Raw genomic sequence first — 25,979 nt, 5'->3', positions numbered from 1 at the left:
CATAGGGTATAATCAGGAGATTATTATGAAAGAAGTATATGAAATAGAAGGAATGTCTTGTGCTGCTTGTAGTAGTGCTGTTGAAAGAGTCACTAGAAAACTTGAAGGAGTTGAAAGAAGTGATGTAAATCTTGCAACAAACAAAATGACAATTATATATGATGAAAATAAAGTTGAACCCTCTTTAATAATTGAAAAAGTTGAAAAAGCTGGCTTTGGCATACATAAAGCTGAAAAAGAGAATGAAGCTAAAAAAGATAAGAAATTAGATCAAGAAGATGAAGCTGAAAAAAAAGTAAAGCAAGGTCTAATAATTTCTATATGTCTTTCTATTCTTTTAATGTATGTTTCTATGGGACATATGATAAAGCTCCCAATTTTTGATATATTCAATAGAATTAGCCATCCATCAAACTGGATATTACTACAAATATTAATCACAATTCCAATATTAGTTATAGGAAAAAAATATATAATTAATGGATTTAAATCATTACTCCATGCAAATCCCAATATGGACTCTCTTGTAGCAATTAGTGTTAGTGCTTCATTTATATATAGCATTGTAATGTCTTTTTTATTCCAAGATTTCCCTTTAGCAATTAATACCCTATATTTCGATGCTGCAGCAATGGTTCTCACTTTTATTTCACTTGGAAAATATTTTGAAGGAAATAGTAAGCGAAAGACAAAAGACGCTATTAAAAAACTTATTGAGTTAAAACCTGATACAGCTTTGCTTGTTGAAGATATAGAGAAAAACAAATACAAGACAGTTGAAATTGAAAACGTTAAACCTAATGATATTGTATTAGTAAAACCCGGGAGCAAAATTCCTCTTGATGGAATTGTTATTAAAGGGTATAGCACAGTAGATGAATCGATGCTAACTGGGGAAAGTTTACCTATAAACAAAACAGTAAAAGATGAAGTTGTAGGAGGAAGTTTAAACTCTGATGGTATTCTTTATGTTAAAGTTACTAGAGTTGGAGAGGAAACAACTCTTTCTAAAATTATAAAATTTGTTGAAGATGCCCAAGGAAAAAAAGCTCCTATATCTAAAATAGCAGATAAAGTTGCAGGGATTTTTGTACCAATTGTAATAGCCATTGCAATAATAGCTGCATTAGTTTGGTTATTATTAGGAAAAGACTTAAGCTTTGCCCTAAATATTTTCACTTCAGTTTTAGTTATCGCCTGTCCTTGTGCTTTAGGGCTTGCAACTCCAACAGCAATAATGGTTTCAACTGGAGTTGGAGCTAGTAATGGGATATTAATTAGAAGTGGAGAAGCTTTAGAAGATATTCATAATGCAAAAATTGTAATCTTAGATAAAACTGGAACAATTACAGAAGGACATCCAAAAGTAACACAAATATATTCTCCATCTTTAGATGAAAAAGAAGTTTTAGAAATTGCTGGTACTGTTGAAAAAGTATCACAACATCCATTAAGCAAGGCAATTGTTACAAAAATGGAAGAATCAAAAATTACTAGCAATTTAGAAATCAATGAGTTTGATAATATTTCAGGAAAAGGGATTAAAGCAACTTTGAATAATTTCAAAGAAATTCTTATTGGAAATAAAAAACTTATGGATGAAAACAATATAGATACTTCACAATTTGATAATAAAATAACAGCTTTTGCAGATAAAGGACAAACACCAATGTGCTTGGCAATAGATGGGAAACTTTTAGCAATAATTAGTGTTGCTGATACAATTAAATCTAGTAGTATTGAGGCTGTATCTAAACTAAAATCACAAAATTTAAAAGTTGTTATGCTTACAGGCGATAATAAGAAAACAGCACATTCCATAGCTAAAGAAGTTAATATAGATTATGTAGAAGCTGAAGTTTTACCAACAGAAAAAGCAAAAGTCGTAGAAAAATATCAAAGAGAAGGAAACAAAGTTATAATGGTGGGAGATGGAATTAATGACGCTCCAGCGCTTGTCCAAGCTAATATCGGTTTCGCAATAGGCAACGGTAGTGATATAGCAATAGAATCTGCAGATGTAGTACTAATGAAAAATAATTTACTCGATGTATTTAAGACATATAAACTTAGCAAGCTCACTATTAGAAATATTAAACAAAACTTGTTTTGGGCATTTTTTTACAACTCATTAGGAATACCTATAGCAGCTGGCCTCTTATTTGCATTAGGTGGTTTTTTACTAAACCCTATGATTGGAAGTTTTGCAATGTCACTAAGCTCTATATTTGTTGTAACGAATGCTTTAAGATTAAGATTAAAGAAAATTGACTAGGGAGAAAAGATATGAATGAGTGTGTATGTACTAAGAAAAAACACAGAGATGATATTGAGGTTAAATCACTATTAAATAGATTAAGCAGAATTGAAGGCCAAGTTCGAGGTATAAAGAAAATGGTTGAAAATGAGACTTACTGTACTGATATATTAACTCAGGTTTCTGCTATCCAATCGGCTTTAAATGCTTTTAATAAAGAATTATTAAGCAATCACATAAAAACATGTGTGGTTGATGGAATAAAAAATGATAATGAAGATGAAGTAATTGATGAATTACTTGTAACATTAAAAAAATTAATGAGGTAAAATATGATAACATTACACGTTGAAGATATACAATGCAGCCATTGTACTATGAGAATCGAAAAAGCTTTAACTAATGCAAAAATTAAAGCAGAAATTTCCCTTGAAAATAAAACTGTAAAAGTTGATGAAGAAAACAAAAACACAGCTATGGAAATTCTAGATGATTTAGGATTTCCTGCAAAAGTGGTTTAATACTAATAGATCCGGAGCAAAAAGACTGCTTCGGATTTTTTATCCATTAACTATTTGTCATATTTAAGAGACTAATATATTTCACAATTCAATACTTTTTTAAAAAATAGATATTTATAACCATAATTTAACTTATAAGTATAAAAACAACTTTAACTATTCAAACTTAGATGTTAATATAAATTAATTACTAATCATAGTAATTAATATTACTAAACAAGGAGAGAAAAATGAATAAACAAATAGCAGCTCTATTAAATGAACAAATTAATAAAGAATTTTTTTCAGCATATTTATATTTAAGTATGTCTAACTATTGTGAAGATCAAGGCTTAAGTGGATTTGCTAACTGGTACTATGTACAAGCTCAAGAAGAAAGAGATCATGCTATGTTAATAGTTAAGTTCTTACAAAACAACGATGAAAAAGTCACATTTGATCTTATTAAAAAACCAGAAAATTCTTGGGAAAATGAATTAGCAGTACTAAAAGCTGGTCTAGCCCATGAAAAATACATAACAGCTTCTATAAATAATATTTATGCAAAAGCTTTAGAAGATAAAGATTTTAGAACAACTCAATTCTTAGACTGGTTCGTAAAAGAACAAGGCGAAGAAGAAACTAGTGCTAATGATTTAATCAAAAAAGCTGAATTAATTGGAAAAGGTGGTAAAGGTTTATATCTATTAGACCAAGAACTTGCTCGCCGAACTTATGCAGCACCTTCTCTAGTTTTATAAAAATTTAAAAATTATTATTCCCCATTGATATTTATCAGTGGGGCTTTTTTATTTTTGCGCTAAATATTTATAAAACACAACCTAAATTTAAAAACCAAAAAAAATCACTTCCAAACTAGTAAATTTAAAACTAAATTTGGAAGTGATTTTATTTCTTCTTTGAATAAAACTTTATTCAAAGAAGCCTTGATGACATTTTTGCTATCAAATGTGAGATTTATATTACATCCTTATTTCCTTTCTTTGGAATTTAATATATCCAAAAGTAAAAATAAGGATTATTAATGCAATAAATTCAGTTATCTGTGGCCAAATTAGCAAAAGGCTCTGTGAGAAAGGCAATGGCGTTCCAGATATTACTCCTTCCATTTGATAGAATAATACAGGTCCTAAAGATCTAGTTGTAGGTCTTAATATTGCTATTGCTGCTTTATTAAACAAAATGTAAGGAGATACATTTGATAAAGATGAATAGATATTCATAGCAGTATACTGATTAGAAGCAACATTATACGCTATCAACTGAGATAGAGGTGACCAAAATATCATTAAGAAGAGCCATAGAGCTATAGAGAGAAAGGCTGAAGTTGAGCCTTGCTTATAGGTAATTGAGAAGAACATTGCTATAATGTACCAAATACCAGCATACAAAAGAGTTATAAAGTAGAAAACTAATGCTCTTCCAATTTGTTCTGTTGTTGGTGGTACACCAAAAATCAACATCCCAGCCCCTATTACTAAAAGGAACAAGCTCAAAAGCATAATTGCCAAAGCACCTAGGGCTCCTAAAGCCTTTGCAAATAATAAAACATCTCTAAAAATAGGTTGGGACAGAAGTCTACCCAATGTCTTTTGAGAAAATTCCTTATTTACAGCATCAAAGCCTAATGAGATTCCTAAAATTGGAATTAAAAACGACATTAGACTTAAAAATGAGGGAAAAACGTCTTTACTCGTAGTAAAGAAAGTTAATAGTAAAAAACTATCTTCACTTACATAGTTTTTAATAGTTTGAGCTGATATATAGAGACTGATTGCTGCAGTTGATAATATTAAAACTAGCATTACAATAAATCTTACAGACCTCATTATATCGTAGAACTCTTTTTCAAAAACTACTGAAAATCCCGTTAGGGAAGATTCTTTTTTACTCATAAACTCCTCCCTTATAATATTGGCTATAAACCTCTTCGAGAGAATGTTCATAAGTTGCAATTTTGTTAATATTTATATTTTTATCTACAAGGATCTTAACCAAATCACTTCTTATGTCCTTAGAACATCTAAGATTCCATATACCATTATTAGAACTAAAATCTTTAATTTCTTTTTTCTGTTTCAAAACATCAGAAATATCTCTCTTGGAGGTTATATCCAATTCTATGAGAAAATCATCTCCATAAATTTCTTTGGAGAGATTTTTTACACTACCCTTAGCAAGAAGCTCTCCCTTAGAAAACAACCCTACATTATCACAAATATACTGAACTTCGTTTAACTGATGAGAAGAAATTAAAATTGTCATTCCTTCTTCTTTATTCAATCTTTTAATTATATCTAAAAAGTCCATTATACTCTTAGGATCTAAACCTTGGGTTGGTTCGTCTAGGATGGCAATCTCAGGTTGTTTTATAATAATCTCACTTAACCCAAGACGTTGTTTCATTCCATGTGAAAAATTAGAAACCTTTTCATTCATCCTATCTTCTAGTCCCATTTTAGCTAAAGTTTCTTTAATTAGTTTTTCTCTAAGGTCTTTTGGGATTCCTAAAAGTTTAGATGTATATTCTATATTTTCATAGGCAGTCATATCTTCATAAAACCCAACACTATCAGGTAGGTAACCTATACGACTTTTAACTTTTAAAGGTTCTTTAAAAGGATTCAAATCAAGGACAGAAATATCACCCTGAGTTGGTTCAATTAAACCTAAAACCATTAAAAGTGTAGTTGTTTTACCACTACCATTTGGGCCTAATAATCCAAAGATTTCACCTTTATTTATGCTCAAGCTCAAATTATTAACAGCAGTAACTCCGTTAGAATATTTTTTAGTGAGATTATTTATTTGCAAAACTTTTGCAGTTTCCATAATTAATCTCCTATCTTCTACCGAATTTTCTTGTTGCCAATAGTAAAATTATTACAGCAGCAGCTATAATTATGATTGAAATAATACCCCAAGTGGAAGCAGTTTTAACTGTTACTCTAAATTGAGCAGAGTCTTTTGCTGAAGTACTAGAAGTTGCTGTTACTGTCATTTGATAATCTCCAGTAATTGCTTCAGAAGCTGGAGTAACATTCATTTGAACTTCAGCAGTATCACCTGCTGCAATACTTTCAACTTTTTCAGGAATGAAAGATACTTTCCAGTTTGATGGGCTTGAGGATCTTAAACTTACATCTTCTGCTTCAGCGGTTCCCGTATTTTTCAACTCAAGAGTAAAAGTTTTTTCTTTTCCTGCTACCGCTGAAAAACTTAGCAATCCATCAGTACCTGATAAACTTAAACTATCTTGACCTTTAATTTTCAAATTAACTTGTGAAGTTGCGCTTGTAGTTGCAGCCTTAGCAATAACAGATACAGGATATTCACCCTCTTCAACACCTTGAGGAGGTGTAACAGTAACTTTTAACGTTGAAGATTTTCCAGCATCAATGGTTAAAGTATTTATTTCTTTTGTACCATATTGAGTTTTAAAAGTTGTTTTAAATCCTGTTGGTGCTTCTGATGCCAGATCCATAAATGTTGATGCAGCACTATTATTTTTAATAGTTACTTCAAAACTAAAATCGGAACCAGGATTACCTTCTAATTCATCTAATTCACTTTCTATTGATAATCTTTGTGGTATTTTTTGTCCTAGATAAACAGTAAGAGGCAACGTATAAGAATAGCCTTCTGCAGTAGTAGCTTCTACTGAAATATCATATCTTCCACTCTCAACATCTTTGGGAGGAATAAGCCAGAGCTGAGCAGTAACTGGTTTATCCTGGTCAGAGAAAACAGCATTAATTTTACCACCACCACCGACAAATTGTGATTCCCAACCGTCAGGTAAATTAGAAACTGACAAATCAACTCTAGAAGGAGTAATTTGATAGTTCTTGATGGATAAATCAAATGTAATCATTGATGAGTCATCAACATTTAGAGAAGGATATTCTGTAGAAACAGAAAGACCTTCGTAAGAAGAAGCAAAAATAGATGAACTTAATATCAAAATTAAAACTAAAAATGATACTAAAAGTTTTCTGTTTTTCATGATAAATATTCCTCCATATATTATTATTAAAATAAATTTATAGCTCGAATTATTCATGAATCAATACAGTTCATTAAGTTTTCATTTTTCTTTAATCTTTCCCCATATTTTTGACATTTTTCTTCATTAAGTTCAATTTTATCAAATATTTTGTAACATATAATGTTAAGTATTAATGATATTTTCGTAAATTATATATTATAAAATAATAAATAAAATAGTAGTGAACAAGTGTCAAAATAAAAAAAATTACTCAATTAATCCTATTATCATTAAAATTTTTTATACTTAATTTTTATATTATTACCCAATTATCCTTCTATCTTTATAAAAATAATTCTTTGACACTCTCATATGATATGGTAAACTAACAAAAGATGAATTTTAAAATTTATGAGGCTTCATCAGTAAGTGTGGGTAAATTTTATAATTGAGAATTGAAAAAGAAAGGAAAAAAGAAAGAAATAAAGAATACAGATATTAGTTTTTTTAAGGAATTTATTGAAAAAGTCACCAGTTATCGTCTATTGTAGTTTTACTACAAACCAACAAAAGAGGTATAACCAGTGACTAGAACGAGCTTATTAAAAGAATTAATCGGTGTCAATAATGTAAAAGTTAAAAGTTGGGAATTAATTACAAATTCCAGTAATATTAAAGAACTTTTTATTCATGTAGAACCATATAAAAAAGAGCAGAATAAATGCCCAATCTGTGGTAGAAGATTACCAGGATATGACAAAAAGAGAACTCCTCGAAAATGGAGATCACTTAATGTTGGAAATATTCCTGTATATGTCCTAGCTAATACTAATAGAGTAACTTGTTCAGAACATGGTGTTATAACTGCAGCAGTTCCTTGGGCTAGGCATAACTCTAGATTTACTAAAGATTTTGAAAATCAAGTAGCCTGGTTAGCTTTTAATTTAAGCAAGAAAACATTATCAGAGTTTATGGGTGTTTCTTGGAATACTGTTGGTGATATTATTAATAGAGTATTATGGGATATTGCTCCTAATTATGAAGATAGGTTTAACAATTTAGTTAATATTGGAATTGATGAGACTAGCTATAAAAAAGGACATAATTATATTACAACAGTTGTAAATAACGATGATAGTACAGTTATATGGGCAGAGGAAGGACATAATCAAAATACTTTATCTAAATTCTTTGAATATTTAAGTCCAGAACAGAGAGCATCTATTAAGACTGTCAGTGGTGATGGAGCTAGATGGATAAAGGCTTGTCTTGATAAATATATCCCTAATGCAGAGCGTTGTATTGATCCTTTTCATACTATCTCTTGGGCACAAGTTGCACTTGATGATGTAAGAAAAGCTGCTTCTCAAAGAGCAAGAGCAATACTTGAACAGAAGGAAGGAAAACCAAAGAAGCGAGGTAGAGGACAACCTAAGAAAGGAGATGAGAAACCAATAGATGAATCAAAGATTATAAAAAATTCTAAATTTGCCTTACGCAAGAACCCTGAAAACTTAACAAAAAATCAGAGAGAAAAATTGGAAATGATAAAGCTTAATGATAATCAATTATATAGAGCATATAGGCTAAAAGAAGAGCTTAGATTTATATTCAAGCTTGATGATATAGATGAAGTTAAAGAGCATTTAGATTCATGGTTATCTTGGGCTAGAAGATGCAGAATACCAAGTTTTATAGATCTTGGAAGAAAAATAAAACGACACTATGATGCTATTATGGCAACTAGAACATACAATATTAGCAATGCAAAAACTGAGGCTTTAAATAACAAAATAAAACTCTGTATTAGAAGAGCTTACGGGTTTAGAAACATAAATAATTTACTCAATTATGTACTTTTGGTTTGTAGCAACATAAAAATCCCTTTAGCTAACAGATAAAATCAGTTAACAAAGGGACTTAACAAGAAAATTAATAGGATCTAACCCACATATAGGTTAGAAGACCCAAATTTATTTATTTAATCATATTTTTTATTGATATTATATATTTACCTAAATCCGTATAAATCTTAATAATTGATAATTATAGCTAATTTTTGGCTATTTTATAATTGAATTATTTTGTTGTACGGATTTTATCTTGTCTATTTGTTTTAGCAATTTCTATTTTTACATTTTATTCCATTATTTTGATAGAAGAAAGAATAATATTTTTAATTTTTTCCAAATACAACTTTTTTCAGTCATACTAAACTCTTCTAATTGATATTAGAAGTATTATTTCTGTTGTTTTGTATTTATATTATTTGAGTGTTAAACAGAAAGCAAAAAATATATGTTAATAATTTTATCAATTCTTACTAACAACTCTGTCCAAGGATTATTATTATATAGCCGAAGTACCATATTCCTTCCTTTTCTCATATATCTAGCACAAGTATAAATAATATCTCTTAATATTGTCTTCATTCTAATTCTATCTTTATTACCCTTAGTTCCTTCAGGTAAATAGAATTGATTTAATAATGTAATATCTCCAATTATTCTCAAAATGTTATAAGCATTAGTAATAGCTGCTAATCTTTCAAAGTTTAAATCAGTTTTTTAGATATTGTTCACTTGTTGCATGATCATGATATAGATTAACTACTGTTATTGCATCTTCAATAAGGTTAGTCCAATAAAGCTCTACTTCTATTTCTGGAAATAATAATATATTACCTTTTTTATCTTCATAAATCTCTTTTATCTTAAATGCTATTTGAGATTTATTTGTAACATCTTCTTTTCCTACTGGATACATTTGGGTAAAATAACCATAGTATACAGTTGTTTGTCTATAATCATATGATATCTTTTTATCATATAATGATTTAGCTCTTTCTAATAAATCTTGTGAATAGTCGTTTCTTCTACATTTTTTCTTGATAATAAAGTTAACATTATTTTTATCAAGTACATTAATAGTTTCTACACTATCATGACCACTATCAAATCTACACAACACTTTACTATAATCTTCTAAAGTAAGTATCTCTTTAGCATTATCCAATACCTTTTGAACAAACGGTATTGAATCTTTTTGAGAATGTTGTTTTCCAGGTCTAAGTTCAGCTCCAATACAATAAGAGCCTAAGTAACTCATAAGTGGTGCAAACCCATCTTCCCCTTTATATGTTCTAGAACATTCTTCTTTATTGCATTTAGGATTAATCATAGGTGTTACATCAAAATCTAATGGAATATATTTTTCACTTATCTTTTCACATGGGAAAGAAACTTTCTTTAGTAATTCAATATTAACTAAATTACAATGTTCAATAAAATTTGCACTACGTTCTTTCTCTAAATACAATCTTAGTGTTTCTTGAGCAGGAGTGAATTTAAGATTTAAACATTCTTTAAATACTTCATTATTTCTAAATTGCTCTACATCAGAAAAATTAGTAAATCCCATAGAGTTTAAACCAACTAAGGTTTTATATATAGTTTCATTTTCTAAAAGACTTTTAGATTTAAGGGTATCCAAATCATATTCAGCATTATCATTAACTTTCATCATTGCAAATGTTAAAATTTTAGAAATTAAGTTTAAACCTGCTTTACTCTCTAGTGTAATTGTTGTAGAATCAAAATCAATCATTTGGCCTCTCCTGTTACGTTTTTTGTGATAATTTAATTGTAACATAAGAGGCTTTTTTAGTCTATAATTTACTATACATATGTTGATATATTTTACTTATTTTGTATTCTATACGGATTCAGGATTTAAAAATAAGTTCAGATTTTTGATTTTATTACTAACTTTTTTCATATTTTTGATACTTCATTATGAAAAACTACTTTAGGAAAGGAGGAATAATATTTCTACATACAAAATACTAGATAAAAACCACCTTATCAACTTATGGACTGATATATATAACACAGAAGGTAGACCTGATTGGTCTCATATCCTTCCATATTATGATGATAATATTTTTTTCAAAGACACTGTTCAAGAAATCCATGGGAAAAAAGAATTTGAAGCTATGACTAAACGTCTTACAGATAGATCTAAAGATTTAAAAATGAAGGTTAGTCATGCATTAGAGGATGAAAATCTTATCGTTCTAGAATGGGAAATGACATTAAGCTTTAAAAAATACCCCAACTCATCAATTTTTGGCTTAAGCAGAGTCACATTAAATGATAATAGAATGATAATTGAACAGAGAGATTATTATGATCTTTGGGGAGATATTTTTGATAACATCCCTAGATTTAATAAGCACTACAGAAAATTTATGAGAAAAAAGTTTGGATAAAATATGAATAAATACTTAAAAGAATATAAATGGTCAAATATTGGGGCTATGATGAAAAATGACAAAAGGGACCCTTATATATGTAATGACTCTTGCTTAGGTAAATTCGTAGTAATTTCTGGAACAACTTCAGGGATTGGTTATGAAACAGCAAAAATCTATGCAGCTAATGGTGCAAACCTTTTACTAATTAACAGAAATGAAAAAAAAACAATTTCTCAATGTAATAAGTTTAAAGAACAATTTAATATAACTTGTAAATATTTTATTGCTGATTATACAAAACTATCTGACGTATTTGATTTAGGGAAAAAACTATCTGCTCTAAAAGATCCTATAGATATATTAATTCACAATGCTGGAGTATATCAAACAAAAAGAGTCTTAACAGATGATGGCTTTGAGAAAGTCTTTCAAGTTAATTATTTAAGTTCTTTTATTCTTAATTATATGCTTAAAAACAAATTATCATCGCAAGATAAAGCTAGGATTATATATGTAAATTCAGAAGGCCATAGATTTGCAATAGCTGGAATCAGATTAGATGATCTAGATTGGAATAAACATCATTACACTGGATTGAAAGGATATGGTGTTGCAAAGACTGCTCAACTTCTATCCTTAATAACATTTTCTAAATATTATGAAGGAACAGGTGTAACACTTAATGCAATGCACCCTGGTAATGTAAAAAGCAATATGGGAGAAAATAACGGAAAACTATATAAGATGTTCAAACATAATTTTGTTCTACCCTCTGCTAGATCTCCTAAAATATCAGCTAAAGCGTTATATTACTTAGGAGTATCTAAAGAAACCGAAAAAGAAAATGGACATTTTTACAATCTTACAACAAAAGAAATACCTGCTCCCCATGCTTTAGATACTGATATGGCTTGGAAATTATGGGATAAAACTAAATCTCTATTAGGACTAGAATGATGAATAAAGATGAATCGATTATTATAGTAGGTGCTGGACTTGCTAGCTTAACTGCTGCAGCTTACCTTTCAAGAGAAGGCTATAACGTTACAATCCTTGAACAAAGTGAAAAATGTGGTGGCTTAATAAGCTCCTTCAATCGAGATGGGTTTACCTTTGATGTTGGAGCAAGATCGATTGAAAATTCAGGTGTTGTAAAACCTTTATTAAAAGATTTAGGTATTGAGATAGAACTACTAAAAAGTCAAGTTTCTTTAGGAATTGAAAAAGATATCTTATCAATGAGCGAAAGTGAGGATATAAAAAAATATAAAGCATTATTAATTGAAAAATTTCCAGAAAATACAAAAGATATTAATAAAATATTTAAGGTTATAAAAAGAATTACGAAAAGTATGAAAGTCATTTATGGCTTTGATAATCCTATATTTAAAGAAGATTTCACTCATGATAAGGATTATCTCATACATCAACTAATGCCCTGGTTTGGAAAATTTCTCTTAGCTATATTGCATATGGAATTTAGAAATAAACCAATAGATGAATTTCTTAAAAGGTATACTACTAATCAATCTTTAATAGACATGATTAGTCAACATTTTTTCAAAAAGACCCCTACTTTCTTTGCCTTAGGTTATTTTTATGTATATCAAGAATATTTATACCCAAAAGGTGGCACAGGCAAATTAACTGAAAAATTAACTGACAAAGTAATTGAAAACGGGGGTAAGATTTGTACAAACACCTTAATTACCAGTGTTAATTCAAATGAAAACACAGTCTCAGATAAGAATGGTAAAATTTATAAATATTCAAAACTAATATGGGGAGCAGATTTAAAACAACTTTATTCAATTGTTGACTATTCTACTTTAAATCAAAAAATTAAAAATAAAGTTCTAAAACAAAGGGATTTACTCTTAACTAGCAGAGGGGGAGATTCTGTTTTTTCTCTGTACTTAGCTGTTGATAAACCATTATCTTACTTCAAAAATATTTCTCATGGACATTTTTTATATACCCCTAAAAAAACAGGTTTAGGGGAGACTAATAAAAAAGAATTAAAAAATCTTTTAAATAATTTTGACTCTTTAGATAAAAAAGATATCTTAGCTTGGGTCGAGAAATTCTGTAAATTAAATACGATAGAAATTTCTATACCTGGGTTAAGAGATAAAAACCTTGCACCAAGTAATCAATCTGGTTTAATTGCTAACATATTTTTTGACTACGACCTAGTAAAGAAAATCGATCAACAAGGTTGGTATGATGAATTTAAAAAAGAAGTTGAAAATATATTGATTGAGATATTACAAACCTCTCTTTACCCGGGAATTAAAGATAAAATACTATTTAGTTTCTCTTTTACCCCACTAAGTTATAACAAAAATGTAAAAACTTCTGATGGTGCTATCACAGGATGGACTTATGAAAAGAAAGTTCCAGTTGTCCATAGCATTTTAAAAATTCCAAAAGCTGTAAAAACCCCGCTTCCTAATATTTTAAAAGCGGGACAATGGGCTTATAGCCCTGCTGGAATTCCAACTGCAATTCTTACAGGTTGGTATGCTGCAGATCTAATTATAAAAAATAACAAAAAATAAATACTATTGTGAACCGGCACGGAAAGTTTGAATATTTTAATAAAAGTTTGCATGTCAATTTCAATTCACACTCTCATAAAAGAGCGACTTTCCAACAATTACGTTAAAAACGCTCAGTAAAAAGATTTCAATTCACACTCTCATAAAAGAGCGACAAACTAATAGATTTGTAGAGCTTGGATTATTAACAATTTCAATTCACACTCTCATAAAAGAGCGACCTGGACTGGTGTACGAGTAGGTACTAGTAATTGGAATTTCAATTCACACTCTCATAAAAGAGCGACGGTTCAGCAACATCACGCTTTGCGCTCATTCCTATTTCAATTCACACTCTCATAAAAGAGCGACAATATTATTATGATCATTTGAAAGTTTGTAAAGAATTTCAATTCACACTCTCATAAAAGAGCGACTATAGCGTTTGCGTATTCTTGTATTTCATATTGTATTTCAATTCACACTCTCATAAAAGAGCGACGTGCTTTTACTCTAAAAGTAAAACTAACCTGTTCATTTCAATTCACACTCTCATAAAAGAGCGACCGCTCAATGCTTGTGATTGCAAATCATCATCGTAATTTCAATTCACACTCTCATAAAAGAGCGACAGTAAAAATTCCACCAATCAGTTACCATTCAGAAATTTCAATTCACACTCTCATAAAAGAGCGACGACGTGTTCGATAATACACCTAGAAAAGTTACTATTTCAATTCACACTCTCATAAAAGAGCGACAGCTAAATGTTGTGCAAAAAACAACATTTTAATAAAATTGTCAATTATTTTAATCACAAAAGTAAAGAAAAATAAACACATAATAAAATTTAGCATCTTTTTTTAGTGCGAATAAAGCAATAATTTAATGTAAGCCACCTAATCGCACTCAAACAAAAATAAACCCTTCTGTATCATAAGATTCTTTTTTACCATAATGTTCTATTTTATCTTTAAAATTAGTCCCTAATCGACAAATTCTTATTGAATCCTTATTTTCATCTATTATTTTAAGCAAATCTCTACGAAATATCAAATATTGGGAATATGACAAATCACACTCAAAAACTGAAAACTGCACACGTTGCCCATAATTTTCACAAAGTTTAGCAACTTGTCTTAATCTACGTCTTCCTTCATCATTATCTGTTTGTATATCATAAGTTATTAATATCAACATAATTTTCTATTTCCATAAAAAAGGTGGATAGTCTTCAAAATCCCCTCTAATATATCTTGCAAAAAGCAATGCTTGTATATAAGGAACTAATCCCCAACTTACTTTTTCTTTAATAATAGGATGAAAAATCTTATCTTTTTTCTTTTCTTGCCAATACTTAAAAAATACTTTTCGACCTTTATCATTCAATAAAACAGCTCCACTTTCCTCTTCTATAAAATGTTCTTTTTTTATTAACTTCTTGTTAATTAACATCAGAGTAAATTTATCAACAAAAGGAGCTCTTAATGATTCCACTAAATCCAAAGCTAAAGAAATACGACCTGGTCGTTCAGTATGAAACACGCCAACATATGGATCCAATCCAACACCTAATAAGGCATTTGAACATTCATTCGTAATTATAGTATAGCCAAATGATAGAAGTGCATTCACTTCATTTAGAGGTGGCCGTCTTGACCGTTTATCAAAATTAAATTCTTTATTCAAAATTAATTCATCAAATATGCCAAAATACTGTCTAGCTAAATCTCCTTCTAATCCTAAAAGTGATTTGGCATCATTACAATCTTTAGTTAATAATATTCCCTCATATAAATTTGTAGATATCTTTTTTAACAATTTAACATCAACTTGTAAAGGATGATCTCTGGTAAAACGTTCTATAACCCATCGACTATTATAAAATTTTGAAGCTAATATTATTTTTGAAATCTTATTCTTTATTTGCCAATCATCACTGATTCTATATTGTTGCCTTCTAAGCAAAACATTACCATGAATTCTACCATTACTACTCGCTAAAAATTTTCCATTTGGCTTAAAAAAACTTAAACCAATACCTAACTCACCGCATTTCCCCATCAAAGCAGGGCTTGCACCAGCATAAGAAAAAGACAAAATATTTTCAAAAATATGTAAAGGATATTTTGCTTTAATTTTAGAATTCTCATTGATTACTACATCTTCGCCTTCTAATGATATATAGCTGTCTTCAGATAGTACAAATAATGTATTTAATATTTTTTTCATAACACATCGTCCTCGTATATCTTTCCTATGTACTCTTTAATATTTAGTTTTGTTTTTAATTTAGGCATACAAACATCAATGAAAGAACATCCCTTACATTTTGTTGAATAATATGCTTTAATGCATGTGCCTCTATTTAATAACTTATGCATTTCCGAAAAACATTTAATTACATAATCTCGATATTTATCAATTTCAATGATTTCTCTATTATGAGTTTTACCATAATAGAGAAACCCCCTTTTTATTTTACAATTAAATATTTCTTCAAGACATAATGCTTGGGCAACAACTTGATATCTATCAGCATCATTATTTTTAGCTTTACCGCTCTTATATTCCACAGGAAATATATCCCATAAACCATCATAGTTTTTTAAAGAAACAGCCCCATTTTGATTTTTTTTGAATTCTATAACATCACTTTTACCAATTATCCCTAATTGATAAGAAGCTAAAGATAAATTTCTAACAGTTAATGTATCACCTCTGAGTTCATGTACAGAATTATTATGAGCCCGCTCATGGAATAAATTTCCAATAGTTGTGAAATAATTTTCTGCCCACTGTTGTTCTATATGTATTAAGCACCATTGTCTTGGACAAAAAGTATAATGTTGGATACCTGATAATAATATAAAATCAGCTTCATCGTAATCCATCAATTTTTCCTTATACAAGACACACCATTAGGTAATTTTTCATTAATTGTAACAACATAATCATTATAATTTCTAGCAACTGTATTTGAATTAATTTTCTCTATTCTTACCAAGTCAAATAATTTGTGAGAGGGACAACGACCAAGTTCATTATCATGTTTAAAAATAATCAATTCCCTACAAGCCATCTTACCTCTTGCAGCGGAATGGTCATTATCAAACATATTTAAGATAGCTTCCCAAAGCAATTCCAAATCATCTTCATTAAATCCAGTATTTTTTCGAGCTAAATTTGCAGAAATAAATCCTTCAACTTTATAAAGAGCATATGGAACAATAAACTTTTTTCCAATTTCATTTTGCTTATTTTCAGCATCTTTTTCAGTTGAGATAGCAACTCTTGTTATTGTTACTTCTTGGGGAACAATAGGTTCAACACTTCTAGAAAAACCCAATTGTACTGGGCCCCTTACTTGCCCACTATTTAAGGATTTTTTAACAAAAGTAGTCATCACAGCTCCAAATGTTCTAATATCATAAAAATTTTCACACATATATTTTTGTATTAAACGATCCTTTTCAGTGTTTTTTATTTTTTTTGTTTCATCATCTTTAATATTCAAATAAGAAAAAGCTCTTCTATCACTATTATTTAAAGGAACTCCTTGTTTTATATAAATTTCATAACCAGGTATATTCTCCATCTTCATTTCAACATAATTACGAATTTTTCGTTTAATACAAACATCTGTTACGATACCATAACCAGTTTCTGGATCTACTCTTGGCATATTTCCAGCGTCTGGATCTCCATTAGGATTACCATTCTCCACATCATACAAAATCATAAAATCATATCTATTTTTAATTACATCACTCATTTTAACTCTCCTTTTTTTCGTATCTTTTTTGAACTTGATGATAATATCCTAGAATAAAAACACCTTGATTTTCTAATAATAAATTAGTTGGAAACTCATTTATTTTACTCATTATATCTATTAATTGTTTATTAAAATAAATTTTTGATGATTCATCCATCTTTTTCAAATGTGCATTACTTAACTTCAATATTATTGGGAAAGTAATTTTTGGCGTGGCACAGGCACTATTAAAATACCTATCCTTAATAGTTGAATTAAGTCCTGGGTTTGCTTTTTCTTGAATGTTTTCGAGCAGAGCAAATAAACGTCCCAAATTGTAAGAAACATTCGTACTGTTTTCATTTAGACTCATTGCTAAATCCTCCTTATCAAAAATATCTTTTTTATTTCTACTCAAATATGCTTTTATAATTGCTGCTTTATTTGCAGAAATTTTTTCAACTTTTTTCTTGTCCTTCCCATTCCCTTCTTTATCTATTGTAGCTCTAATTCTTAAAATTATATCTGAATATAATTTAGCTGGATATAATGTTCCTGAAATAACAGATTTCAACAAAGCTCCAGCAAGAAGAGGTGATGAAACTTTTTCTTTAGAATTAACGCTAACTGTTTCTAAAAGTAAGGGATATAACGATAAATACTTATTCTTGTCATAAATAGGTCTTTGAATTTCCAATTGTCTATAATGCAATGATATCGATTTTAGAATCTCTCCAAAAGAATTCCTATAAAAAAATCGAACTGATAATCTTGCATTATTAGGAGATAAACAAAGAATATTAAACGAATCATGTAAGGAAATATCTTTATTATAATTATTTCCTTGCTCAATTTTTTTCATTAAATCACTTAGCTTAGATTCTTCTTCTTCATTACCAAATAAAGATGTTTTGAAAATACTTTCACAATCTTCTGAGCTTTCAGATTCAGACCAAAATACACAAGTATCATTCCCTAATTTAATTGTATTTTTTGGTGAGTTCAATAAATAATTTAAAGCACTGACATATGCAAATGAAGCTTTTTCTCCTATTGGAGCATTATCCCCACCATTTTTATTATATGAATCAAAAGCATTTTCATTAAAAGAAATAAGAGAAGCTCCAGCAGCTTGAGATCCTGCAACACCTTTAATTTTTCCATGGATTTTAGTTGAGGTATCTAATTCACCTGTTATCAAACATAAACGCTTTTCTTTTTCAGTTCTATTTTTTTTTAGAAAATTATTCCAAACTAGTTTAAAAGTATTTTCTTCATGCAAAAAAGTAGTCCCAATTTGAATGATAAAATTGAAATTAGTCATTTCCGACGATAATGATGTTAATAAATCATTTTCATAAGCCTTACTAACTTCCCAATTCATAAAAAAGGCAATTAAAGCTTTGGTTAGTTCAGTATTACAATTTTTTAATAGTGAAATATGAAATTCTTTTGAACTATTGAATGCCTTAAGAGCTTTTTCTTGTTTTTTTTTGATATTATTCTCTAAAGAAACAATTTTACTTTTGTTTCTTATTTCATCTTCTTTTAAGAACTTAAGCTTTTCTATTTCATTGTTATTATTTGAATAACCTAATAGATAATCTATTTTATCACAAAGAAATGAGGGCTTTATTCCACTTGTTTTAGTTTCATGAATTGGTACAATCAAGTTTTTAGGGACTACGTGTTCTTTTCCTTTAGCAATATCCTTATCAAAATAAGGTATTATTTCTAATAATTCACCCTTTTTTGAAATAACGATTATTCCTGAAACTTTTTCAAAACTCCACCCCATTTCTGGTACTAATTGCTTTTTATACAACTTCGAATATTCTTTAATGAGAGCATTAATCATCTTAAAACCTCACAATTTCTTAAATCCAAAATTCCATCTTTTAAAATTGCATTAAAAAACATAGGTTTTATCTCATGAGGATTTGAATAATCTAAATCAAACAACATTAATCCTAAATTTCTAGTATTTTTCTCAAATCCAGCATAATTAGATTTTGGCTCACAAAAATTAGCTATAAATTCACGACACCCCAAAAAAGGTTGAGAAAAACATTGCCCTTTTCTTATTCTTCTTAATACAATGTTATAAATTTTTTCTGGAGTATCTTCTTTTCCAACTTTTTCAGTCAAATTGAAATGAGCTTCTATTACATACCGAACATCTTGAAGAACAGTTGATGCTCTTTGAACTATGGATTCACCAGTATAAAGACTCATCTGTTTATTATCTTTTAAATTTTTAAAAGCAGATGAAGCTGAGATTTTGTGTTTAACTTCATTCCTTCTTATATTAGTAAATTTTATAGGATTTATAACTACGACTCTATCAATAACCCATTCAATTCCGGGATGCCAATAAATAGACCTAAATAACCCTTTTGCAGCTGATGGAGTTATTACATCATAAGAATATCTTTCAACTTTTAATTCAGGACGAGTAAATAAAGCATAATCACCCCAAACTTCTAATTTTACACCATATCCCAAAACAACCTCCTTTCTAATAAAAATAAGATCCAAAAGAATCCTCTAAAGCATTCCCTAATCCTAAATTTTCATTATATTTATTTACATCATCTAATATTAAAATTCCCTCATAATCCTTAACTGCATGCATTTTCAATAACTGATCAAGTTTCCATTTTCGTACATTTACACTATATTTATGTAATTTTCGTAACATTTTAGCATTAATAAAACCATTCTTTATTTCTTGTACTAAAGAAGTAGAAAAACTATCAAAAGGAATAATTATAGAACATTGATTATCATCTATTAAAGAAAAATCTTTAGCAATTTTTTTAAATGGAATATTACTTAAGCTACAACTTTGTTGAGCTAAAATTTCTTTAATATCTAAGTTTTTATCATCTTGAATTTTATAATAATAAGTATAATACAATTCAATTAATTCTTTATTATTAAAATCAAAGCCCTTTTCTTTTATTACTAATTCAGTTATTTTACTTTTTTGAATAATATTTTTTGGAGTCGACTTTGCATACTTTTCTTCAGGTTTGAAAATATTAACTATGCTATTTTCTCTTTTTCTTTTTCCTTCTCTATTACATCTTCCTGCAGATTGAATAATATTATCAACTCCTGCAATTGCTCTATATACAATCGGAAAATCAAAATCAACACCAGCTTCAACAAGTGAAGTAGAAATAACTATACATTTATAATTATTCTTTAAATGATATTTAATTTTCTTAATTCGTTGTGTTCTATGAATCGGACATAAATCAGTTGTTAAATAAAACACGCCTTCTTGGTATTCTAAACTTAATAATTTAAAGAGTTGTTTTGCTTGTTCCCTTGAGTTTACAATGCATAATGCTTGATTTTGGTTTAATAAACTTGAGACTAAATATTCATCATCTACGATTTTTATATAATTATAAACGACCCTTTTTAACTCATCAACTTCATTATAATTTTTATTGATTAATGATTTGCATTCCACTTTAAAATCCGATAGAATCTTTTCAAACGGTGGTTGAGTTGCACTGCAAAGCAATATTGAACAATGATAATTCAATACTAGCTCAGATAACGAATATAAACATGGTTTTAAATATTCAATTGGAAGCATTTGTACTTCATCAAAAACTATTACACTGTTTACTATATTATGTAATTTTCTAGTTTTAGAAACTTTATTAGAATAAAGTGAATTAAAAAATTGAACATTTGTTGTAACAATTATTGGCATATCCCAATTTTCTGAAGCTAATTGAAATATAGATGATTCATCATTGTCACAATCAAAATCAAAATTTGAATGGTGTTCTAAAACAATATTACCAAATATTTTTCTAAAGACATCCGCATTTTGTTCGATAATTGAAGTATAGGGAATGACATATATTATTCTTTTCAAATTGTTTACTAATAAATGATTTAATGCATAAGAGAAAGATGATAATGTTTTCCCTGTACCAGTAGGAACTGATAAAGAATAAATACCCCGATTTAAATTTGCTTTTTTTGTACAATCTTCAAAAATTTCGGTTCTTATCATATTAATTTTATTATGAGAAATATCAAAACTTTTAATTTTTTCATATAATTCTTTCTCAAGACTTCGAAAATTAAAATTAGTATAACTACGCCTTTTATTAAAAGGATTCATAAATGACTCTGTAGATAAAAAATCAGCATCAACTAAACAAGAAAAGAGCATTCTAATATACATTGAGGCAGTACAACCAAGATTTAAAATTGTTATTAACTGCGGAAAATGAAGTTGAAAATCCTCACTTCTAAGATTGAAATCATCTGTTATCAAAGGTTCAACATTTTTTTTTATTCTTGATTGTAACGTTGATAAACCAAGAGAATCGGTACTACTTCCTCCATCAGGCAATCCTGAATGGTGCCCGATAACACAATAAGCACCTATTGGGAAATTGTTAATTAACAATTTTGCGCCCACTGTGGAATGATCAACTTTACTCCCATTTTCTAATAAACGTCTTTGGAATCCTAAAGTACATTTACCTATATCATGAGCTTTGCCAATCAATATACCAATTTGTTCTGAATCAAAACTATTAGCAAATGCACCACATAATTGGGAAACTTCATATAAATGTGTTTGCAATTCTTCCAAATTTCCATTTTCATCTTTATGAGCATATATTTTGTAATCCATTAATTATAGTATATCATTAGATGACTAATTAAACAATTATTTTCTTTATGTAATTATGTTTCAAATGTTTATGTAATTTGAAGAAGTGAACACAATTTTTATTAAAGTTAGGTAATATTTCTAACTCCAGTTTTCGTTTTGTATAATTAAAATATAATAATACCTTGAATCTGTATATTTTATAATAATTTATAAATATAGCTAATTTTTTATTTTTGTATATTTGTTTTAGCTATTTTTATTTTTACATTTCATTCTTTTTTTATAGAAGGCTCAACTGAAATATTAACTGCAACCTTTTAAGCATTTGCACTACTAAATGCAACTATATCTTTTGCAATATTTACTGTAACTAATTAACCTTAGAAAAAAATACTAAGGGTTTCATTAGATAATTCAATTAAACAATATTATTTTTAATAATCAACTAACAAATTATCCTTGCTAATTAACTTGAGCTAGCTTACAATTAGACAATTACACAAAAGGAGAATAAAATATGAAAAAAAGATATTTATTCATATTGTTTGTTACATTATCTCTATTTATTAGTTGTTCATCTACAGAGGTTGAAGATGTTGAGACGTATGAATTTTTAGTAGCAAATATTGACGATGCGACTGAAATTCATTCATACCTTGAAAAAGAAAAAGCTCATGGCATGGATATTAATAGAGAAATAATGAATAGTGATACTGTTCTAATGATAGCAGCTCGTTATACTACCAATATCAAAGTTCTTGAAACTATAGTTTCTTATTTCCCAGCTATAAATCAAATGAACTATGAAACTGATATGACAGCATTAGATTATTTAAGCCGCAGAGAAGGCACTGAAGAGATGCATAAATATTTAATGGAAGCTGCATTAAAAGCTGAAATGAACAAAAAAGTTGATGAAGTAAAACATAATGTTGTAAAAAGTATATTCAGCAAGTTTTAAATTTCGGAGTTTTATCAAGACATGGGGCTGTTGCAAAAGTCATTTTTGATTGACTGAGTAACAGCTCTTTTTTTATTATTCATTCTTTTAGTTATTTTTTTAAAATTTGAATTATATTTCTTTTGCAAATTATCTCTAAACTGACTAATCTAAGTAAAATCAATAGAATTTAAGCATAATAATATCGTCTAGGTTGAAGTTTCTAGACTAAATAATTAATTCATAACTTAAAAGATTTATATAGCTTTCGGAATTTCTTCAATATCTGAATTACATTGATACTCAAAAGGAGTTCCAATAAGACCTTGTGCAAGCCTATTCTTGAAACGAACTATGTTTGCACTCATACAAAACAAAAGCCATTCGGTTTCAACTGACTTATAACTTTTTGTTTTAAATCGTCTTTTTGACAAACCATCTTTAATTAAGGCAAAGCTTCCTTCTGCTTGGATACTTCTGTTAACTCGAATTATTTTACCTTCATCGCTCTCAATATTTTTCTTAGTTTCAATTCTATAGATATCAAGTTGTGTATCAACATACATCATCTTAAAATCATTTCTTTTAGCCGAAGATTTCATGCAAGCATCTCTAACAGGACAAGTAATGCAGCCACAAAAGGATTTATATATCCTTTGTTCTATTTTGGGAATATATCCACGTTTTCTTGAGTTTGACGCTCTTTTTTCTTCTAAGTCTTTCCTTCTAATTATATATTTGCCTTGGGTGCACTCATATGCATCTATATTTTTAATATATTTCATATTACTTCTTCTACTAGGATCATTTTTGTTTTTTCTTTTTTTGTTTTGTTCATAATTAGCAGGTTTGATAAAACTTTTTATATTATGTTTTTCTAAGTATTCATAATTTTCTTTACAGTCATATCCTGCATCAGCACAGTAATTTTTATATTCTATTGATGTATTTTGCTTTAGTTTTTCTAAGGCAGGAACACAAGTGTGGAAGTCAGTTCTATCTGATGTACAAAGCATGGATACTATGTAATTACTATCTACTAAGTGCTGTATATTATATGCTGGTTTTAATTGAGCATTTTTCATATGATCTTCTTTAACTCTCATAAAGGTTGCACTTCTATCCGTTTTACTGTAGCTATTTCTATTGCTTGGATTATTCTTTTCACTAAATATTTCATTATTCTCTATGTAGGTAATCCATTTGGAGACATATTTTTCTATATTTCTAAACAATCTTTCTTCTTTTGTTGATTTAATACCCCTTCCATGTCTAGATTCATCAATTCCAGCAAAAAGAGTTCTTAAAAATCTTCTAATTGCAATCATAGTAGATAAAGTGTTTTCTTCAGTTAATTTATTAGGGCAAGTAGTATTTGGATAGAGAGTAATAAATTCTTTATGTAACGCTTTTAAATGATTAAAGCATTTTGTCATATTTTTTGTTAAAGCTTTTCTCCATACAAAAGTATATTTATTAGCGACAGATTCAACTTTTGTACCATCTTGATAAAGTGTTTCTCCTGTTATTTCATTTAATTCATATAATTTATTAATCATTTGATAAAATAAATCTTCAATATCTTCTTTATGTTTATCTATAAATCTAGAAAAAGTTGAATGATCTGGTAAACTCTTACCATCCAATAACCATAAAGCACATAAATCAGTTTTTAAATATTTCATAGATCTACAACTGTAATGTCCAGTAAGTCTAGAATAAATGATAAGATAGACCATAACTTTTGCACTAGTAGCATTAGGTCTACCTAATTTAGATTGTTTTTCTTCAAATTTAGAATAATCTAAATTATCTAAGAGTTGTAACATTGCATAACATTCAGGAGAAAAGTCGAATTCAATTGGTAAATCTAAAGCTAAATATAGTTGACCATTTCTAGTAAAAGGTGTAGTGTTGTCCATAGGGGCTTCCTCTTGTTTAATTCTTTGTAGGATAAGTAATTATAACATAGGTGCCCCATTTTTGTAAATATTAATCAAGCTTTTTTTTTACAAAAAAATAAAAATAATTTCTTACAGGATAACAAATTAGATAAAAAAAAGAACCGTTACTAGTCCCTTAAGACTTTTGCAACGGCCCCATTTTTTTTGTACTGATCTAAAATATAAGAAGTCTTATTCTATTGATAGATGAATTCAATTAAATTATAATTTTTTCTATGAAAAGAAACAAACAGATACTTATATTTTTTTTATTGGTTATTAGTTTAAGTATTTATGTATTTACAATTGATAGAAATCCTTTAACTTCCGTTTCTATTTTAATATTGTGCTCAGCAATAATAACTTATATTTTCAATACAATTACAAACGAATATTCATGGACTGATAGACTTTGGAGCACGTTACCAATAATAATAGCTTGGTTATATTTTTCTAAATCTAAAAATCAAATACTCCTTATTATTGCAGGATTAATTACAATCTGGGGACTTAGATTAACATATAATTTTTCTAGGAAAGGTGGTTATACAGATAAAGAAGATTATAGGTGGGTATATCTAAGGAAAAAAATAAAATCAAATCTACTTTGGCAACTTTTTAGTCTTTTTTTCATAGCTTTTTATCAGCAATTTCTATTCATTTGTTTTACCCTACCTCTTTCCCTTTTAGATCGAACAAAAGTACAACCCTCATTTCTAACTTATTTTTTTACTTTTCTTTCAATTGTTTTTATATTAATAGAAACTGTAGCTGATCAACAACAATGGGTATTCCAAGAATCAAAATATGGAAGGCTACCTAAAAAAAAGAAACTGGAAAATGATTATAAACAAGGTTTTTTAAGTAGTGGACTTTTTTCACTTTCTAGACATCCTAATTATTTTGGAGAACTTGGCTTTTGGTTTTCAATATATTTTATTTGCAGTTCTACTATAAAAGATTTTCTAAATTGGACAATAATAGGACCTATTCTCTTAACTGCATTCTATGCTCTAACTTGGACAGTATTCCACTCTGATGTGGACAGCATTATGCTACATTTGGACAGTATTTAAATTTCTCAAATTAAGGATTAACTTTAAATAAAAACATTTAAAGGA

General features: G+C 28.5%; 23 protein-coding genes and 1 CRISPR repeat array. Of the genes, 10 read left to right on the top strand and 13 right to left on the bottom strand.

The annotated features are described in order from the left end of the window. Positions 1–25 precede the first annotated feature (25 nt). The 4 genes from ACZ5SO_RS00770 (at position 26) to ACZ5SO_RS00755 (ending at position 3,518) form a co-directional block, all read left to right on the top strand. On the top strand, positions 26–2,275 hold the full coding sequence (locus tag ACZ5SO_RS00770) for a heavy metal translocating P-type ATPase (protein ID WP_464626091.1): 2,250 nt from the start codon (positions 26–28) through the stop codon (positions 2,273–2,275). Positions 2,276–2,286: 11 nt separating this feature from the next. Beyond that, positions 2,287–2,586: a metal-sensing transcriptional repressor gene (locus tag ACZ5SO_RS00765; protein ID WP_464626089.1), complete on the top strand. Its 300-nt coding sequence runs from the start codon at positions 2,287–2,289 to the stop codon at positions 2,584–2,586. 3 nt (positions 2,587–2,589) lie between these two features. Further along, complete coding sequence (locus ACZ5SO_RS00760; protein ID WP_464626087.1) at positions 2,590–2,778, top strand: heavy-metal-associated domain-containing protein; 189 nt, start codon at positions 2,590–2,592, stop codon at positions 2,776–2,778. 230 nt (positions 2,779–3,008) lie between these two features. After that, on the top strand, positions 3,009–3,518 hold the full coding sequence (locus ACZ5SO_RS00755) for a ferritin (RefSeq protein ID WP_464626085.1): 510 nt from the start codon (positions 3,009–3,011) through the stop codon (positions 3,516–3,518). Positions 3,519–3,740: 222 nt separating this feature from the next. On the opposite strand, the gene ACZ5SO_RS00750 is transcribed toward ACZ5SO_RS00755, so the two are convergent. Genes ACZ5SO_RS00750 through ACZ5SO_RS00740 form a run of 3 tightly spaced genes read right to left on the bottom strand, consistent with a single transcriptional unit; the run spans position 3,741 to position 6,784 of the window. After that, positions 3,741–4,673 (bottom strand): ABC transporter permease, encoded by a 933-nt coding sequence (locus ACZ5SO_RS00750; protein ID WP_464626084.1) that lies wholly within the window; start codon positions 4,671–4,673, stop codon positions 3,741–3,743. After that, on the bottom strand, positions 4,666–5,610 hold the full coding sequence (locus ACZ5SO_RS00745) for an ABC transporter ATP-binding protein (protein ID WP_464626083.1): 945 nt from the start codon (positions 5,608–5,610) through the stop codon (positions 4,666–4,668). Before ACZ5SO_RS00745 ends, ACZ5SO_RS00750 begins: the two co-directional genes overlap by 8 nt. Before the next feature lie 10 nt (positions 5,611–5,620). Then, entirely contained in the window at positions 5,621–6,784 is a 1,164-nt protein-coding gene (locus ACZ5SO_RS00740) for a COG1470 family protein (RefSeq protein WP_464626081.1), read from the bottom strand. A 566-nt stretch (positions 6,785–7,350) separates the two neighbouring features. Between ACZ5SO_RS00740 and ACZ5SO_RS00735 the strand changes: the two genes are divergently transcribed. Further along, positions 7,351–8,667 (top strand): ISL3 family transposase, encoded by a 1,317-nt coding sequence (locus ACZ5SO_RS00735; protein ID WP_464624749.1) that lies wholly within the window; start codon positions 7,351–7,353, stop codon positions 8,665–8,667. A gap of 375 nt (positions 8,668–9,042) precedes the next feature. Here the strand turns inward: ACZ5SO_RS00735 and ACZ5SO_RS00730 are convergent, their stop codons facing one another. Continuing rightward, positions 9,043–9,279, bottom strand: coding sequence for a hypothetical protein (locus ACZ5SO_RS00730; RefSeq protein WP_464624742.1), 237 nt, complete (start codon positions 9,277–9,279; stop codon positions 9,043–9,045). Positions 9,280–9,325: 46 nt separating this feature from the next. Next, positions 9,326–10,372, bottom strand: coding sequence for a transposase (locus ACZ5SO_RS00725; protein WP_464626080.1), 1,047 nt, complete (start codon positions 10,370–10,372; stop codon positions 9,326–9,328). Positions 10,373–10,592: 220 nt separating this feature from the next. On the opposite strand from ACZ5SO_RS00725, the gene ACZ5SO_RS00720 reads away from it, so the two are divergent. Genes ACZ5SO_RS00720 through ACZ5SO_RS00710 form a run of 3 tightly spaced genes read left to right on the top strand, consistent with a single transcriptional unit; the run spans position 10,593 to position 13,582 of the window. After that, on the top strand, positions 10,593–11,036 hold the full coding sequence (locus ACZ5SO_RS00720; RefSeq protein WP_464627824.1) for a nuclear transport factor 2 family protein: 444 nt from the start codon (positions 10,593–10,595) through the stop codon (positions 11,034–11,036). A gap of 3 nt (positions 11,037–11,039) precedes the next feature. Continuing rightward, complete coding sequence (locus tag ACZ5SO_RS00715) at positions 11,040–11,978, top strand: SDR family NAD(P)-dependent oxidoreductase (RefSeq protein ID WP_464626079.1); 939 nt, start codon at positions 11,040–11,042, stop codon at positions 11,976–11,978. Beyond that, positions 11,978–13,582: a phytoene desaturase family protein gene (locus ACZ5SO_RS00710; protein ID WP_464626078.1), complete on the top strand. Its 1,605-nt coding sequence runs from the start codon at positions 11,978–11,980 to the stop codon at positions 13,580–13,582. Before ACZ5SO_RS00715 ends, ACZ5SO_RS00710 begins: the two co-directional genes overlap by 1 nt. Before the next feature lie 57 nt (positions 13,583–13,639). Beyond that, positions 13,640–14,322: direct repeats of the CRISPR family, unit length 31 nt; unit sequence ATTTCAATTCACACTCTCATAAAAGAGCGAC. 148 nt (positions 14,323–14,470) lie between these two features. On the opposite strand, the gene cas2 is transcribed toward ACZ5SO_RS00710, so the two are convergent. The 7 genes from cas2 to cas3 are packed head-to-tail and all read right to left on the bottom strand — an operon-like array spanning position 14,471 to position 21,993. Continuing rightward, positions 14,471–14,761: a CRISPR-associated endonuclease Cas2 gene (gene cas2 / locus ACZ5SO_RS00705; RefSeq protein ID WP_464626076.1), complete on the bottom strand. Its 291-nt coding sequence runs from the start codon at positions 14,759–14,761 to the stop codon at positions 14,471–14,473. Positions 14,762–14,767: 6 nt separating this feature from the next. Beyond that, positions 14,768–15,793 carry a type I-C CRISPR-associated endonuclease Cas1c gene (gene cas1c, locus ACZ5SO_RS00700; RefSeq protein WP_464626074.1) on the bottom strand — a complete coding sequence of 342 codons (1,026 nt, stop codon included), beginning with the start codon at positions 15,791–15,793 and terminating at the stop codon, positions 14,768–14,770. Next, on the bottom strand, positions 15,790–16,455 hold the full coding sequence (gene cas4 / locus ACZ5SO_RS00695) for a CRISPR-associated protein Cas4 (protein ID WP_464626073.1): 666 nt from the start codon (positions 16,453–16,455) through the stop codon (positions 15,790–15,792). Before cas4 ends, cas1c begins: the two co-directional genes overlap by 4 nt. Then, positions 16,455–17,336, bottom strand: a complete 882-nt coding sequence (gene cas7c, locus ACZ5SO_RS00690) for a type I-C CRISPR-associated protein Cas7/Csd2 (RefSeq protein ID WP_464626072.1) — start codon at positions 17,334–17,336, stop codon at positions 16,455–16,457. The genes cas4 and cas7c overlap by 1 nt, the downstream gene beginning before the upstream one ends. A gap of 1 nt (position 17,337) precedes the next feature. Continuing rightward, entirely contained in the window at positions 17,338–19,176 is a 1,839-nt protein-coding gene (gene cas8c / locus ACZ5SO_RS00685) for a type I-C CRISPR-associated protein Cas8c/Csd1 (protein WP_464626070.1), read from the bottom strand. Further along, positions 19,173–19,823 (bottom strand): type I-C CRISPR-associated protein Cas5c, encoded by a 651-nt coding sequence (gene cas5c / locus ACZ5SO_RS00680; protein ID WP_464626068.1) that lies wholly within the window; start codon positions 19,821–19,823, stop codon positions 19,173–19,175. Before cas5c ends, cas8c begins: the two co-directional genes overlap by 4 nt. A 13-nt stretch (positions 19,824–19,836) precedes the next feature. Continuing rightward, positions 19,837–21,993, bottom strand: coding sequence for a CRISPR-associated helicase Cas3' (cas3, locus tag ACZ5SO_RS00675; RefSeq protein WP_464626067.1), 2,157 nt, complete (start codon positions 21,991–21,993; stop codon positions 19,837–19,839). 499 nt (positions 21,994–22,492) lie between these two features. On the opposite strand from cas3, the gene ACZ5SO_RS00670 reads away from it, so the two are divergent. Continuing rightward, positions 22,493–22,936: a hypothetical protein gene (locus tag ACZ5SO_RS00670; protein ID WP_464626065.1), complete on the top strand. Its 444-nt coding sequence runs from the start codon at positions 22,493–22,495 to the stop codon at positions 22,934–22,936. A gap of 236 nt (positions 22,937–23,172) precedes the next feature. Here ACZ5SO_RS00670 and ACZ5SO_RS00665 read toward each other — a convergent pair whose 3' ends face one another. Further along, positions 23,173–24,837 (bottom strand): transposase, encoded by a 1,665-nt coding sequence (locus tag ACZ5SO_RS00665; protein ID WP_464626063.1) that lies wholly within the window; start codon positions 24,835–24,837, stop codon positions 23,173–23,175. A gap of 257 nt (positions 24,838–25,094) precedes the next feature. Between ACZ5SO_RS00665 and ACZ5SO_RS00660 the strand changes: the two genes are divergently transcribed. Next, on the top strand, positions 25,095–25,934 hold the full coding sequence (locus ACZ5SO_RS00660) for a DUF1295 domain-containing protein (protein ID WP_464626061.1): 840 nt from the start codon (positions 25,095–25,097) through the stop codon (positions 25,932–25,934). Positions 25,935–25,979 lie beyond the last annotated feature (45 nt).

The sequence above is a fragment of the Pleomorphochaeta naphthae genome, from assembly GCF_055396005.1.
This window is presented reverse-complemented; position numbering and strand designations above follow the sequence as displayed.